19 protein-coding genes are annotated in these 13737 nt (G+C 68.5%); 14 read left to right on the forward strand and 5 right to left on the reverse strand.

All coding sequences use genetic code 11. The features are described 5' to 3' along the window. Positions 1-25: 25 nt before the first annotated feature. The 5 genes from IEX47_RS01875 (at position 26) to IEX47_RS01895 (ending at position 3349) form a co-directional block, all read left to right on the forward strand. Positions 26-1003 carry a cytochrome c biogenesis CcdA family protein gene (locus IEX47_RS01875; protein WP_188782279.1) on the forward strand — a complete coding sequence of 326 codons (978 nt, stop codon included), beginning with the start codon at positions 26-28 and terminating at the stop codon, positions 1001-1003. Continuing rightward, the gene (locus tag IEX47_RS01880; protein ID WP_188782280.1) at positions 1000-1674 is read left to right on the forward strand and encodes a peroxiredoxin family protein; all 675 of its coding nucleotides are present in this window, start codon (positions 1000-1002) and stop codon (positions 1672-1674) included. The genes IEX47_RS01875 and IEX47_RS01880 overlap by 4 nt, the downstream gene beginning before the upstream one ends. After that, positions 1671-1940 (forward strand): glutaredoxin family protein, encoded by a 270-nt coding sequence (locus IEX47_RS01885; protein ID WP_188782281.1) that lies wholly within the window; start codon positions 1671-1673, stop codon positions 1938-1940. The genes IEX47_RS01880 and IEX47_RS01885 overlap by 4 nt, the downstream gene beginning before the upstream one ends. Positions 1941-2024: 84 nt before the next feature. Continuing rightward, the gene (locus IEX47_RS01890) at positions 2025-2393 is read left to right on the forward strand and encodes a BlaI/MecI/CopY family transcriptional regulator (RefSeq protein WP_188782282.1); all 369 of its coding nucleotides are present in this window, start codon (positions 2025-2027) and stop codon (positions 2391-2393) included. After that, positions 2390-3349, forward strand: a complete 960-nt coding sequence (locus tag IEX47_RS01895) for a M56 family metallopeptidase (protein ID WP_188782283.1) — start codon at positions 2390-2392, stop codon at positions 3347-3349. The genes IEX47_RS01890 and IEX47_RS01895 overlap by 4 nt, the downstream gene beginning before the upstream one ends. Here the strand turns inward: IEX47_RS01895 and IEX47_RS01900 are convergent. Both IEX47_RS01900 and IEX47_RS01905 read right to left on the reverse strand, forming a co-directional pair. Beyond that, positions 3335-3547, reverse strand: a complete 213-nt coding sequence (locus IEX47_RS01900) for a hypothetical protein (RefSeq protein WP_188782284.1) — start codon at positions 3545-3547, stop codon at positions 3335-3337. The two genes, IEX47_RS01895 and IEX47_RS01900, sit on opposite strands and share 15 nt — an antisense overlap. Continuing rightward, positions 3547-3756 (reverse strand): hypothetical protein, encoded by a 210-nt coding sequence (locus tag IEX47_RS01905; protein ID WP_188782285.1) that lies wholly within the window; start codon positions 3754-3756, stop codon positions 3547-3549. Before IEX47_RS01905 ends, IEX47_RS01900 begins: the two co-directional genes overlap by 1 nt. 196 nt (positions 3757-3952) lie before the next feature. On the opposite strand from IEX47_RS01905, the gene IEX47_RS01910 reads away from it, so the two are divergent. Genes IEX47_RS01910 through IEX47_RS01920 form a run of 3 tightly spaced genes read left to right on the forward strand, consistent with a single transcriptional unit; the run spans position 3953 to position 5738 of the window. Continuing rightward, a complete protein-coding gene (locus IEX47_RS01910) occupies positions 3953-4516 on the forward strand; it encodes a TlpA family protein disulfide reductase (RefSeq protein ID WP_188782852.1) in 564 nt (187 codons plus the stop codon). Next, positions 4513-5292: a cytochrome c biogenesis CcdA family protein gene (locus IEX47_RS01915; RefSeq protein ID WP_188782286.1), complete on the forward strand. Its 780-nt coding sequence runs from the start codon at positions 4513-4515 to the stop codon at positions 5290-5292. Before IEX47_RS01910 ends, IEX47_RS01915 begins: the two co-directional genes overlap by 4 nt. 8 nt (positions 5293-5300) lie before the next feature. Beyond that, positions 5301-5738: a hypothetical protein gene (locus IEX47_RS01920; protein ID WP_188782287.1), complete on the forward strand. Its 438-nt coding sequence runs from the start codon at positions 5301-5303 to the stop codon at positions 5736-5738. Positions 5739-5749: 11 nt separating this feature from the next. Here the strand turns inward: IEX47_RS01920 and IEX47_RS01925 are convergent, their stop codons facing one another. From IEX47_RS01925 to IEX47_RS01935, 3 genes are all read right to left on the reverse strand, one after another. Next, positions 5750-6199: a DUF2752 domain-containing protein gene (locus tag IEX47_RS01925; protein WP_188782288.1), complete on the reverse strand. Its 450-nt coding sequence runs from the start codon at positions 6197-6199 to the stop codon at positions 5750-5752. 140 nt (positions 6200-6339) lie between these two features. Beyond that, complete coding sequence (locus IEX47_RS01930) at positions 6340-6621, reverse strand: heavy-metal-associated domain-containing protein (RefSeq protein WP_229662544.1); 282 nt, start codon at positions 6619-6621, stop codon at positions 6340-6342. 17 nt (positions 6622-6638) lie between these two features. Beyond that, entirely contained in the window at positions 6639-7736 is a 1098-nt protein-coding gene (locus IEX47_RS01935) for a sulfite exporter TauE/SafE family protein (RefSeq protein ID WP_188782290.1), read from the reverse strand. Positions 7737-7904: 168 nt separating this feature from the next. Here IEX47_RS01935 and IEX47_RS01940 point away from each other — a divergent pair, with 168 nt between their 5' ends. The 6 genes from IEX47_RS01940 (at position 7905) to IEX47_RS01965 (ending at position 13650) form a co-directional block, all read left to right on the forward strand. Continuing rightward, on the forward strand, positions 7905-8117 hold the full coding sequence (locus IEX47_RS01940; protein ID WP_188782291.1) for a heavy-metal-associated domain-containing protein: 213 nt from the start codon (positions 7905-7907) through the stop codon (positions 8115-8117). A gap of 43 nt (positions 8118-8160) precedes the next feature. Continuing rightward, a complete protein-coding gene (locus IEX47_RS01945) occupies positions 8161-10455 on the forward strand; it encodes a heavy metal translocating P-type ATPase (protein WP_188782292.1) in 2295 nt (764 codons plus the stop codon). Between the two features lie 424 nt (positions 10456-10879). Further along, on the forward strand, positions 10880-11170 hold the full coding sequence (locus IEX47_RS01950) for an alkylmercury lyase (protein WP_188782293.1): 291 nt from the start codon (positions 10880-10882) through the stop codon (positions 11168-11170). Between the two features lie 10 nt (positions 11171-11180). Beyond that, complete coding sequence (locus IEX47_RS01955; protein WP_188782294.1) at positions 11181-11552, forward strand: ArsR/SmtB family transcription factor; 372 nt, start codon at positions 11181-11183, stop codon at positions 11550-11552. A gap of 137 nt (positions 11553-11689) precedes the next feature. After that, positions 11690-12661 carry a cation diffusion facilitator family transporter gene (locus IEX47_RS01960; protein ID WP_229662545.1) on the forward strand — a complete coding sequence of 324 codons (972 nt, stop codon included), beginning with the start codon at positions 11690-11692 and terminating at the stop codon, positions 12659-12661. Beyond that, positions 12658-13650, forward strand: a complete 993-nt coding sequence (locus IEX47_RS01965) for a cation diffusion facilitator family transporter (protein ID WP_188782296.1) — start codon at positions 12658-12660, stop codon at positions 13648-13650. Before IEX47_RS01960 ends, IEX47_RS01965 begins: the two co-directional genes overlap by 4 nt. Positions 13651-13737 lie beyond the last annotated feature (87 nt).

Genomic DNA, 13737 nt, shown 5'->3' on the forward strand with positions numbered 1-13737 from the left:
TTCGTTCCGACCTCCGGAGGCTTAGGTGCACGGCCTGCTGTTCTCGTCAATGGTGCTGGCTTCGTTCCTCGGGGGCGTGGTCGCACTGCTGGCACCCTGCTGCGTATCGGTCATGCTGCCGGCGTACTTCGCGTCGAGCTTCCGCAGCCGGACGCACATCGTGGCGATGACGCTGGTCTTCGCGCTCGGTGTCGGCACCGTCATCCTGCCGATCGGCCTGGGCGCCACCGCGCTGAGCAGGGTCATCTCGGGCAACCACACCCCGGTGTTCACCATCATGGGGGCGCTCATGACCTTGGGCGGGTTGGCCGTCCTCGGCGGTTGGTCCTTCATGCTGCCGATGCCGGCCATGCGCAACCCGTCGGGCCGACGCGCGGGCTCGGTGTACCTCCTGGGAGTCTTCTCCGGCGTGGCCAGCTCGTGCTGCGCCCCCGTCCTCGCCGGAGTGGTGGCTCTTTCCGGGGCGAGTGCAGCGTTCTTCCCGGCGCTGGTTGCCGGGTCGGCGTACGTATTCGGCATGGTCGCGCCCCTGGCGCTCCTCGCTCTTGTGTGGGACCTGCGTGACTGGGGTCAGAGCCGCGTCCTGGCGCAGCGTCGCCTGAGCATGCGGCTGGGTTCGCGGCGATGGTCGCTACCGCTGGCCAGCCTCGCATCGGGCCTCCTGATGGTCGCGATGGGTGTTCTCACCGTCGTCATCGCGTTCCGTGGGCCATCGATGCCGACTGACGGCTGGCAGGTCCGGCTGACCGCGTGGCTCAACCATGCCGCGTCGCGCATCGAGGCGGCTCTCGGTTGGCTTCCGCCGATGGTTCCGGCCCTCGCCATCGTGGCCGCCCTGGCCGCCCTCGTGTACTTCGCCGCTCACCGTGCCGCGGCGCGCACGGAGTCGCGTCATCCGGTCGCCCCAACAGGCGCCCCTGCTGCGGCCCTCGGCGCCGATCCACGTGATGAGTCCTCGGCAGGACCCTCCTGCTGCGACCCGCAACCGAAAGGAACCCGATGACATCCCAGACTAAGCGCCGAGGTTCGACGCCGCCGCCGGCCGCGAAGGCACCCCTGGGACGCATCCTGGCCATCGCCGCGGTCGTGGCCGTGGTAATCGCCGGACTCTACGCGATCTACCACAAGAGCAACGGCGGCTCTTCGCCGTCGGCGTCGGGCGGAGGCTCGGGCAAGTACGTCTACCAGACGGGCACCCCCGGGCCTGGCGACCAGGCGATCGACTTCACGCTGCCGTCGACCAAGGGCGGGTCGGTCAGTCTGGCCGACTTCAAGGGCAAAACGGTGCTCACCTATTGGCACGAGGGGCTGGGTTGTCAGCCCTGCTGGGACCAGATGAAGGCCATCGAGGCGGACCCCGCCGCGTTGAAAGCGGCAGGCATCGACGAGTTCGTGGCCATCACCTCCGGTCCCGTCGACGCGCTCGCGCAGCAGATGAGCGACGACGGCCTGCACTCCACCCTGCTGGCCGACACCAACCTGGCCGTCTCGCAGCAGTACGCGATGAACAAGTACGGCATGATGGGTGACTCCCGCGACGGCCACAGCTTCATGCTCATCGGCCCGACGGGCAAGATCCTGTGGCGCGCCGACTACGGCGGCGCGCCGAACTACACCATGTTCGTGCCCGTCTCGACCGTGCTTGACCAGTTGAAGTCCGGCCGCATCTCGTGAGGACAGCGCCACCCAGCGTCACCCTGCTCACGCAGGCGGATTGCCACTTCTGCGAACACGCCAAGGACGTGCTCGAACGAGTGGGTGCTGAGGTTCCGATCGAGGTGGAAGAGATCGATCTCACCTCGACCGAAGGCCGCGCGCTCGCAACCCAGCACGGCGTGCTCTTTGCGCCTGGCATCCTGCTGAACGGCGAGGCCTTTGGCTATGGTCGCCTCTCCGAGCGACGGCTCCTGAAATCGCTTCGCCGACTCGCCTCAGACTGAGCGATCGCAGAGGTTCGCGGCCCGCCGCCACAACCATCTACTATCATCGGTAGCAAATCGTCGGTTGTGCGTAGGGGTGGTGTCGTGGGTCAGTTGGGGCAGCTGGAAGCCGCCGTGATGGACCGCATGTGGGACGCCGATCGTCCGCTGTTCGTGCGCGACGTCCTCGAACACCTTCAGCGCGAACGAGAACTCGCCTACACCACCGTCATGACGGTCATGGACAACCTCTTCCGCAAGGGCTATCTCAGGCGCGAACGCGACGGGCGGGCCTATCGATACACCCCAGCACAGTCCCGCGAGGAGCACTCCGCCGGCATGATGGAAGCGGTGCTCTCTGGCGGTGGCGACCGGACCGCGACACTCATGCACTTCATCGACCAGATCGACCCCACCGAACTCGCTGCCCTCGAACAGGTCCTCGCCAATCGGCGCACCGGCGGCCGGCCGTGATCACCGCCCTCATTCTTCTCGCGTACGCGAGCCTGGTGGGCGTGTACGGCGCACGCCTGGTCAACAACGCTGCGTGGACACGGCGCGCCCCGCGACTCGCCATCCTCTTCTGGCAGGCACTCGCCGTCTCCGTGCTCGCCTCGGTGGCGCTGGCGGGTCTGGCCGTTGCTTTCCCGATGGCCCCAGGCGCGGGCCAGCTCGCTGATCTGCTGCATACGTGCGTGATGCTGCTGCGGTCGCGTTACGCCAGTCCGGGCGGGGCCATGGTGAGCTCGGCAGGACTTCTTCTCGCAGCTGGGGTGGCCCTCCGAATGGCCTGGTGTTTCACGGTCGCGGTTCGCGATGTGGCGATCCGGCGCACAGCGCAACGCGACTTCGTCGCCATCCTCGGCGAGCACGTCCAAGATTTGTCGGTCGATGTGGTCGCGCACGACCGGTGTGCGGTCTACTGCGTACCAGGCCGCCGCGCCAGAGTCGTGGTCACATCCGCGGCCCTCGAAGCTCTCGACGACGAGCAGTTGACCGCTGTGCTCGCCCACGAGCGCGCGCACCTGCGCGGCCGTCACGACCTCGTCGTGCTTAGCCTGGAGGTACTACGCCGCGCCTTCGCATTCGTCCCCCTCTTCAAGGTGGCCGCCGACGAGGTGGCCGGGCTGGTCGAGATGGTCGCTGATGACGCCGCCGCCGCACGCAACGATCGAGTGGTACTGGCGACGGCACTGGTGCGGCTGGCATCGGGCACCGCACCGGCCGGCGCCCTGGGTGCCGGCGGCGCCGGCGCACTCGCGCGCGTCAGGCGGCTCGTCGACGACGACGGGCACCGCTTGGGCCGCGGCCGAACCGCGCTGCTGCTGGCCTCAGTTCTCGCAGTCGCGGCCCTGCCGCTCATCATGGCAAGTGCTCCGGCGCTGGGCATCATCGCGGCGAACTACTGCCCGCTCTCATTCCACGCGTGACCGATCGAGGTCCCCACGCAGGCGAGCGACCTCGTCCCGCAACTGCTGCACCTCGGCATCGCTCTCCTCGGCGGAACGCCCTGCACGCGGGTTCGCCGACATCGCACAGTGCCCCCCGCGCATCGGCCGCATGCAGGTGAAGTACATGAGCACCAGCGCAGCGCCGGTGATCAGCAGCGGTGGCAGCCAGGAAGGCATCACAGTCCTCGGCTACCGGCGTCCGGGGTAACCCGGTTCTCCTGCGCTGCGCGAAGCTGGTCCACCTCCGCACGCAGCCGCGTGATTTCGTCCTGACTCGGCTGAGAAGGCGCAGAAGGCTGCTTTCCCGACCGCATCATGAAGAACATCATCAGGCCCATCCCCAGCGGGCATGCCAGGAGGGGAAGGCTGTAGAGCAACTGGGACATCAGGTGGCACCTTTCGCGGATGACTACTACCGACAATAGTAGACGGGATATTAGGCCCCCTCAAGAACCGCGAGCCACGTGGTCGCCTTCGGCGCGGACGACCATTCGTCATTTCGGCCCGATGCGAGGAGGCGGTCTGGCAACCCCTACTATCGACTATCGACGATAGTAGATAAGGATGGGCAACGTGAAGTGGATGCGCAGGCTGGCCGCGGCGATGCTCGTCGTGGCGGTCCTTGTCGGTGCCGTTTGGGAGTATCGACAGCTCCGCGGCAGCGACTCGCCGGTCGATAACACCGGCACCGGCCTGACGCTCTTCTACGGCGACAAGGGCATTCCACTACCCCCCATCGAGGGACGGACGCTCGACGGTGCACAGCTGAATCTCGACTCGCTGCGCGGGCACGTCCTGGTGCTCAACGTCTGGGGATCCTGGTGCGCCCCATGCCGGGCGGAGGCTCCAGACCTCGCCAAGCTCTCGAAGGAGACCGCCCCGCGGGGTGTGCGCTTCGTCGGCATCGACGTTCGCGACAACGTCGCGGCCGCGAAAGCCTTCGAGCGCAACTACGGCATCACCTACCCCAGCTTCGACGATCAACAGGGCTTAGTCCTGGCGCAGTTCACCGGGATCATCCCGGTCGGCGCGGTGCCCTCAACGATCGTGGTTGACAAGACGGGCACGATCCGCGCGCGCATCATCGGCCGACTGGACCCCTCGACGCTCCGCGGACTGATCACTGACGCCGAGGCGGACCGATGATCGCGCTGAGCGCGGATAGCGCCGTCGCCTACGGCCCCCTGCTGGCTGCCCTGCCGGTCGCGATCCTCGCGGGCGTGGTCTCGTTCGCCAGCCCATGCTGCCTGCCTCTCGTGCCGGGCTACCTGGCCTACGTCAGCGGGGCGGCCGGGGCCGACGCTGTCGCCATCCCGACCGGCAGGCGGGCACCTGCCCGCTCGACCGCAGTCATCGGAACCGGGCTGTTCGTCCTCGGATTCGCGGCTGTGTTCACCAGTTACGGGCTGCTCTTCGGGGCCTTGGGTTCCACCCTCATCCGTCATCAGGACGTGATCACGCGGGTGCTCGGTGTCGTCACGATCGTTCTCGGGCTCAGCTTCGCTGGTGCTCTCGGCCGGATATCGTTCCTCGCACGCACCTTTCGGCCGGCCTACAGGCCGCGCGTCGGGGTGCTTGGGGCGCCGTTGCTGGGTGTCATGTTCGGGATCGGGTGGACGCCGTGCATCGGTCCCACGCTTGCTGCCGTGCTGACTCTGGCCACCACTCAGGGCACGGCTGGCCGTGGCGCCGTTCTGGCGTTCGCCTACAGCCTGGGCATCGGCATTCCGTTCCTGCTCGCCGCCCTCGGTGTTGAGAGGGCGTTCCGGACCTTCGCCTTTGCCCGGCGCCACGCCCGGCTGGTGATGCAGGTGGGTGGCGCACTGCTGGTGGTCCTCGGTGCGCTAGAGGTCAGCGGGCTGTGGGGGGCATGGCTAGCGGCACTGAGAACGACCATCGGCACCTGGCAGACCCCGTTGTGATCGGGTGGTTGGCCCGGCGGCCTTTCCTGGCGCTGTGGTCCTTCGCGCTGTTGGCTGTCGGCGTAGCGATCCTGCTTCGGCACGCGCTTGAAACCAGTCCACCACGCCCGGCGGAAGACCCGCTGGCGGCGGTGGCGACATCCCGCCTCCCAGAGCCGACCCAGGTGGTGCCCGGTCTCCGGGTCGACGCCCTCAGCCGGGCCTTGGCAACGCTGTCGGCGGCCTGCGACGCCGCGGACCCCCGCTGGCCGGCCTCCCGGGTGCGCGACGCGCTTGGGGTGGTCACTCAACTCTCCACCGACTACCCGGGCGGGGGCTTCCGGGTTGGCGGCGTCGCGACATCGACCCCGGCTGTACTGGTCGCGGTGCGCGCGCAACTTCAAGACTGCGACCCGGCCGACGTGCCGGTTATCGACGCCGTCCTCCCAGCCCAGTTCAGGCCCTGAGCATCGGGGCGTCAGAAGGCGGGTTTGTCGACCAGGGTGAAGGTGCCCCGCATCAGCAAATCGGCCCGGCCCTGCTGGCGGACCTCAAGCAGCGCAACCAGGACAACTGCCGCGGTGATCGCGAACATGCGCGTACGTGGTGTCCACGAGATGTGGAGCGTCAACCATCGGCGGGTCGCCAATCCGACGGCCCCACGGAGCAGCAGCGCGCTGACCATGAGCACGACGACGATCCCGAGTGGGTTGTAGCGCCACGCCTGACCCCACTGGCCCATGGCCGTGTACCGGGCAGCACGGGTTCCACCGCACAGCGGGTCCATGATTCCGAACCAGTGATCCGGTCCGTGCAGATCGACCGGAGGAAGCCCGAAGATTGCCATGGCGCCAGCGATGGCCACCAGGCCGGCTGAGGCAATGGTGAGCCATCGGATCCGGTCAGCCGGCTCGACGGCCAGTTTCACGGGGACACCTCCAACCGGGAGAGCTCACAGGCAGGTCCGCACGCCGAGTGCCGACAACCCGAAACCGAGGACCATCAACGCGGCGAACGCGTAGACGGGCCACAAGCGCTTCGCCCTTTGCGGCGGTCTCGGACGAAGCATTACCGAACCGCCCTGCGGAACCACCCGCGGCGTGCAGCGTCAGCCGGCTCCCCGGGTTCCTCCGACGCCGGCGTGGCCTGGTATCCGGCCGCGCGGATCGCTTCGGCAACTTGGTCGGGATCGCAGCGCTGCGGGTCGAGGGTGACGGTCGTGAGCTTCTTCTTCAGGGACGTGGTCGACGATGCAACGCCGTCGAGCTCCTCGACGGCCTCGTCGATGAGAATGCTGCAGCTGGTGCAGTGCATCCCGGTCACGCGCCAGGCATGGGTGGTGGTCTCCACGAGGTTCTCCTGTGTCGTCAGCCGATGGTGATGGTGCCGGAGTACATGCCCATGGCGCATGAATAGTCGATGTGTCCGGGCCTGGGGACTCCGAGCTTGAGCGTGCTGTCACCGTTCTGCGGCAGCACGGTCTGGACTCCGAGCGAAGGGATAACGAGGGCCGAGACGCAGCCGAAGGCCTCCTTCGACCGGAAGACCACGGTGGTCGGTACGCCGGCCTTGAGCGCCAGGTTTGCCGGTGAGTAGTCGCTCGAAGTGACGGTAATGACGCCAGTCTGGGTGCCGTTCGCCATGGTCACCGTGGAGGAGTCCGGTAGCGCCGGTTGGCCGATCCCGAGTGTGCGGGAGAGGTTCCGCGCGGCCAGCGGCGAATCGACCAAGGTGAGGCCGCCGTTGAGCGTATACAGGCCCGCAGCCAGAACGACGAGTCCGGTACCCATGGCGAGGCGACCCTTCCACGCGGTCGCGGCAATGTTGGCGGTGTACCCGATCAGAGCGAAAAGGGGCGCGGTGCCGATCACGAACACGGCCATGGTCGCGGCTCCCCGCCACGCGGACCCGGTCGTGGTGGCGATGGCCATGACCGAGATCGTGACGCCGCACGGGATGAGGATGGCGGCGAACCCGAGCACGGCGGGCGCCAGTGCCGCGGTGGAGCGAGCCCGCCCCCGAACGACGCGGATCCACGAATCCGGCGGGGTCAGCGTGAACCCGCGGAAGCCGGGTACGCCGAGCTGTGCAAGCCCGAACGCGATGATCAGCAGGCCGGCGAGGATCTGAACCGTGGCCCGCAGATGCGCCGACAGCTCGAACGCCGAGCCCAGGGCGCCCAGGAGCGCGCCGACCAACGTGTAGGAGGCGAGCTTTCCGCCCAGGAACCCGGCCACCGGAGCGAGGTCGTCACCCAGTTGGCGGCGACGCGAGGCGGTGCGCTGCGATGTCGCGATCGCGGTAGATCCCGCCGGGTGGCCCTCACCGGGGTCGCTCGCGCGTGCGTCGGCCGCGGCCGCGCTCTGCTGCCGGGTCACCAGGCCGGCGAGAAGTCCACCCTGCACCGCCGCGCAGGAGACGCCGCCGGCCAGGAGGCCGGTCAAGAGCACCGCCCAGAGGCTCACCGGCACTTCTCCAGGTGCCAGGCAGAAGCGAGAAGGGACATGCGCACTCCGATCAGGGTTTAAGGGGCGCAGGACGGATCTCCCGAGCGGCCACTACTATGGCAGATAGGAGTCAAGTGGCCGTTAACGGCCTGACAGCAGCGCGCCGCACGAGAAGAGGAGACGAGCGTGACCGAGAAGACCTACACAGTGACTGGCATGACCTGCGGCCATTGCGTCGCATCTGTCACCGCGGAACTCTCGGCAATCGACCGCGTCACCGACGTTTCGGTCGACTTGGGCACCGGCGCTGTCCGCGTTGCGAGTGCTAGCCCGCTCGCCGACGAGTCGGTCCGCGACGCCCTCGCTGAGGCAGGCGACTACCGGCTTGTCACCAGCTGACGCCCAGCTGGCCCGGCTGCCATCCCCACGCTCGAAGGAATCTATGACCACCCAAGACACCCGCGCCACTGCGCAGGGCAGCTCGCTCGAAGCCAGCACCGTCGACCTCGCCATCACCGGGATGACCTGCGCCTCGTGTGCGACGCGCATCGAGCGGAAGCTGAACAAGCTCGCCGGGGTGGAGGCGTCGGTCAACTTCGCCACGGCGTCCGCCCGCGTGCACCACTCGGCCGACGTCACGGCCGACGAGCTCGTCGAGACGGTGAAGTCCGCTGGGTATGGCGCTGCACTGCCGACGCTTCCGGCGGCCGGTAGCGAGGGTGCCGAACGAGCCGCAGAGGATGCCGAGGCACGGCACGTCCGGGAGTTGCGCAACCGCCTGCTGGCCTCGGCGATGCTGGCAGTACCGGTGGTGGTGCTGTCGATGGTGCCACCGGTGCAGTTCCGGTTCTGGCAATGGCTGGCGTTCGCGCTGGCCTCGCCGGTGGCGCTGTGGGGCGCCTGGCCCTTCCACCGGGCGGCCGCCGTCAACGCGCGCCACCGCGCCGCCACGATGGACACGCTGGTCTCGCTCGGAGTGCTGGCAGCGTGGGTGTGGAGCGTCTACGCGTTGTTCTTCGGGGGCGCCGGCGAGCCGGGCATGCACATGGAGTTCACGTTGCTGCCGCGCTCGGCAGCACGTGGCTCCACGCCGGAGATCTATCTCGAGGTTGCCGCGGCCCTCACCGCGTTCATTCTCGCTGGCCGCTACTTCGAGGCCCGGGCCCGCCGACGGGCGGGCGATGCGATCCGCGCGCTGATGGACCTTGGCGCCAAGGACGTCGCGATCCTCCGCGACGGAATTGAGGTCCGGATCCCGGTCGACCAGCTCACGGTCGGCACTGAGTTCGTCGTACGCCCGGGAGAGAAGATCGCCACCGACGGCCAGGTCGTCGACGGCGCATCTGCCGTCGACGAGTCTCTGCTCACCGGTGAGGCTGTGCCAGCGGAGGTCGGGCCAGGCGATCAGGTCACCGGCGCGACCGTCAACGCCGGCGGACGACTGATCGTCCGCGCCACCCGCGTTGGCAGCGACACCAAGCTCGCTCAGATAGCCCGCCTCGTCGAGGATGCCCAGACCGGCAAGGCTCAGGCCCAGCGGCTCGCCGATCGGGTCTCCGCGGTCTTCGTCCCGACCGTGCTGCTGATCGCAGCGAGCACTTTCGGTGTCTGGCTCGGCTTGGGCAGCACGCCCGCGGCCGCGATCACGGCCGCCGTCGCGGTCCTAATCATCGCCTGCCCCTGCGCGCTCGGGCTGGCCACCCCGACCGCGCTGATGGTCGGCACCGGCCGCGGCGCCCAGCTTGGCCTGCTGATCCGGGGCCCGGAGGTCCTGGAATCGACACGCCGGGTGGACACGATCGTCCTTGATAAGACCGGCACCGTCACCGAAGGCAGGATGCGCCTGGTCGACGTCATCACCGCCGACACGGAACGGGCGGAGGCCCTGCGCCGCGCCGGCGCGGTCGAGCACGCCAGCGAGCACCCCATCGCGCGCGCCATCGCCGAAGCCGCGGCGACCGAGGTGGGCGAGCTGCCGCCCGTGGTGAGTTTCTCCAACCAGGCCGGCCGCGGCGTCATCGGCGTCGTCGACGGCACCACGATCCACGCCGGTCGTGCGAGCTGGCTCATGGGCCTCGACCTCACGCTGCCCGCGAAGCTTGCCGCGGCACAGCAGGATGCCGAAGGCGCCGGCCAGACGGTTGTCTTCGTTGCCTGGGACGGCCGCGTCCGTGCCGCGCTCGTCGTGGCCGACACGATCAAGCCGACCAGCGCCGAGGCCGTCGCCCAGCTCAAGAAGCTCGGCCTGACCCCGGTCCTGCTGACCGGCGACAACGAGGCCGCCGCCCGTCATGTCGCCGCGCAAGTCGGCATCGACCGGGTCATCGCCGAGGTTCACCCGGAGGACAAGGTCGACGTGATCAAGCAGCTCCAGGCCGGCGGCAAGGTGGTCGCGATGGCCGGTGATGGCGTCAACGACGCCGCCGCCCTGGCGCAGGCCGACCTCGGGCTCGCCATGGGAACCGGCACTGACGCCGCGATCGCCGCCGCGGACCTCACCTTGGTCAAGGGCGACCTGCGCGGTGCCGTCGACGCCATCCGGCTGGCCCGCAAGACCCTGGCAACCATCAAGGGCAACCTGTTCTGGGCCTTCGCCTACAACCTCGCGGCGTTGCCGCTGGCCGCCGTCGGCCTGCTCAACCCGCTCATCGCGGGAGCAGCCATGGCCTGCTCGTCGGTGTTCGTGGTCAGCAACAGCCTGCGGCTCCGCCGCTTCCAACCTCTGCACGCCCACTGACCCGCGCCCGCATCCACCGGGTGACGATCGGTGACGTCCGGTGGGCGAATCTGTTCGCCTTCCCCGGCACTGCGATCGTCGTACGGCGGCCCGCTGATGGCCGCAGGTCTGTGTAGGACAGTGGGCTCATGACGACCCAAGCCGAGCACCTCAACGAAGAACGCCGGCGATGCTGGTGCTGCGACGAGGAGTTCCCGCCAGCATTGCTCGTCAGCCTAGGAGCTCACCCCGAGGTCGCGCTCTGCTTCGATTGTGCCCGGTGGATAGGCCGCCGCGCGCGACAGCAAGCAGACCTTGTGCGCCCCGGGCTCCGAGCGCGGGTCCGTCGCTCGGTTGCTGGTCTGCGCGCCGCCGTCATCAGCCGCGGCTGGCACGACCTGCCCGTCGTCGGGCGGATCCTCCGAAGGATCGACCGGAGGCTGCCGTGAAGCCCCGGGGCGAACCCGCGAATCCAGTGCTCGACATCCGCATCCTCCAGGTGTCCGACTGCCCGTTCGCCGAGCAACTCCAGACCATGCTGGCGCAGGCGTGCGAGGAGCTTGGGATCAATTCCGAGGTCACCGTCGACGTAGGCAACTATCCCTCGCCCACCCTGCTTGTTGCAGGCTGCGACGTCATGACAGGCCAGCCCGTAGAAGGTGCTGCCCGGTGCCGCCTCGACCTCCCATCACGTCAGTCCATCGCGAGCGCCCTGCGTCAGGCCCTTCATATGTAACAATATTCGCATGAGCGAAGATATGGCTCTGCGCCTACCCGATGACGAACACATCGACCTAGCGGTCGAGGTGTTCCGAATGCTCGCCGACCCGACTCGGATTCGGGTGCTCTGGTTGCTGTCCGACGGCGAGCGCGCGGTCAACGAACTGGCGGAGGCCGTGGGCAAGCAGCAGGCCAGTGTTTCGCAGCATCTGGCCAAGTTGCGCCTTGCCCGACTGGTGCTGACCCGCAAGGAAGGCACGCAGGTGTTCTACCGGCTTGCCGACGATCACCTGCGACACGTGATCGCTGACGCGATCCACCACGCCGAGCACGCGGGGCCGGGCATCCCGGCGCACCATCGGGCCCAGGTGGCGAACACGATCGAGAAGGAGGCGTGATGGACCACCGTCACGATCGCGACGCCGCGCCCCACGTTGGTCACGGCCATGGCCATGGCCACTCGCACCCGCACACGCATGGGAACGAACGCCGGGACGCCGGGCTGTGGGCAACTGCTCGTCATAGGTTCGCTCATGTGCTGCGGCCGCACAGTCACGACGCGGCCGACAAGGTCGACTCGGCGATGGAAGCCTCGCGCGAAGGCATGCGCACCCTCTGGCTCTCACTGGCCATCCTGGGGGCAACCACGCTCATCCAGGCGCTGGTTGTCGCCCTCTCGGGATCCGTGGCGCTGCTGGGCGACACCATCCACAACGCGGCCGACGCGCTGACAGCACTGCCCCTGGGCGTGGCCTTCGTGGTCGGCCGCCGAGCGGCCACCCGGCGCTACACCTACGGCTACGGCCGAGCTGAGGACCTCGCCGGGATCGCGATCGTCCTGACCATCGCCGCATCCTCCGCCGTCGCGGCGTACGAGGCGATCAACCGTCTGCTCCACCCGCAGGATGTCAGCCACCTGTGGGCTGTCGCCATCGCGGCGGTGGTCGGCTTCGTGGGCAACGAGTGGGTCGCGCGCTACCGCATCCGGACCGGAAGGCGGATCGGCTCGGCAGCGTTGGTCGCCGACGGCCTCCACGCCCGTACCGACGGCTTCACCTCGCTGGCCGTGCTTCTTGGTGCCGGCGGCGTAGCGATCGGCTGGAGTTGGGCCGATCCGGTTGTCGGCCTGCTCATCACACTGGCCATCCTGCTGGTTCTCAAGGACGCGGCCCGGGAGGTCTATCGCCGGTTGATGGATTCGGTCGACCCGGCCCAGATCGTCACCGCAGAACGCGCCCTGCTGGATGTCGACGGTGTCCAAGGCGTCGGACAAGTCCGCATGCGCTGGATCGGACACTCCCTGCGTGCCGAGGCCGACATCGTCGTCGATCCGGACTGGACCGTCGCCCGAGCGCACAGTGTCGCGGTGGAGGCAGAGCACGCGCTGATCCATGCCGTGCCGCGCCTGACCGCTGCCACCATCCACGTCGACCATGCCGGCCAAGGGGCAGACCCTCACGCCGTGCTGGGCCATCATCACGACCACGCGCAGGAGGTGACACCATGAGCGATCACAGCCACGTGGACAGTAAGGGCGCTGCTACGGCGCACGCCGGACACGCTCACGGCGTCAGCGCTGACGCCGACAAGCGGTGGCTCGTCATCGCGCTCGCTCTCATCTGCGCCTACATGACCGGCGAGGTCATCGTGGGCGTCATCTCTGGGTCGCTGGCGCTGCTGTCCGACGCCGCCCACATGCTCACCGACGCCGGCGCAATCGCGCTCGCGCTCTTCGCGATGCGCCTTGCCGCGAGGCCGCCGCGCGGGGGCTACACCTACGGCCTCAAACGAGCCGAGATCCTCTCGGCCCAGGCCAACGGGGTCACACTGCTCGTCCTTGCGGGTTGGCTGGCCTACGAGGGGGTCCGACGCTTGATCTTCCCGCCCAACGTCGAGGCGAACCTGGTCCTGATCACCGCGCTCGTGGGCATCGTCGTGAACCTAGTGGCAGCCTGGTCGCTCGCGAAGGCGAACCGGGCGTCGCTCAACGTTGAGGGCGCCTTCCAGCACATACTCACCGACCTGTTCGCCTTCATCGCCACCGCGATCGCCGCCATCGTCATGCTCGTCAGCGGCTACCAGCGCGCCGACGCAATCGCGTCCCTCGTGGTCGTCGCACTCATGCTCAAGTCCGGCGTCGAGCTCGTTCGAGCGGCCACCAAGGTCCTCATGGAGGCGGCACCGGCGGGCACCGATCCGGATGCCATCGGTCGGCAACTCGCTGGCCTCGACGAGGTTGCGGAAGTCCACGACCTCCACGTTTGGCAAATCACGTCTGGCCAGACCGCGCTGTCTGCGCACGTCCTCGTCGCACCTGGGGGCGACTGCCACGCCGTCCAGCGAAGGATGCAGGCGCTGCTCGGAAGCGAGCACGACATCACCCACACGACACTGCAGGTCGACCATGCCACGGCTCACACCAGCCTCGCGATCGACGCGAGCTTGCCGGCCGAGCAGCACTGCGAGAACGCACACGGTCCGACGCACCGGGCTTGAGGCCGGCCCGGCCTTGGCAATGCGGCTCTTCGGATCTGAGGGTGGGTGGGGCCGTGGTCGTCGGTGGTGCCCGCGCGCCGCTCTCCT

The sequence above is a fragment of the Nocardioides phosphati genome, assembly GCF_014646375.1.
In the GTDB taxonomy this organism is placed as follows: Bacteria; Actinomycetota; Actinomycetes; order Propionibacteriales; family Nocardioidaceae; genus Nocardioides; species Nocardioides phosphati.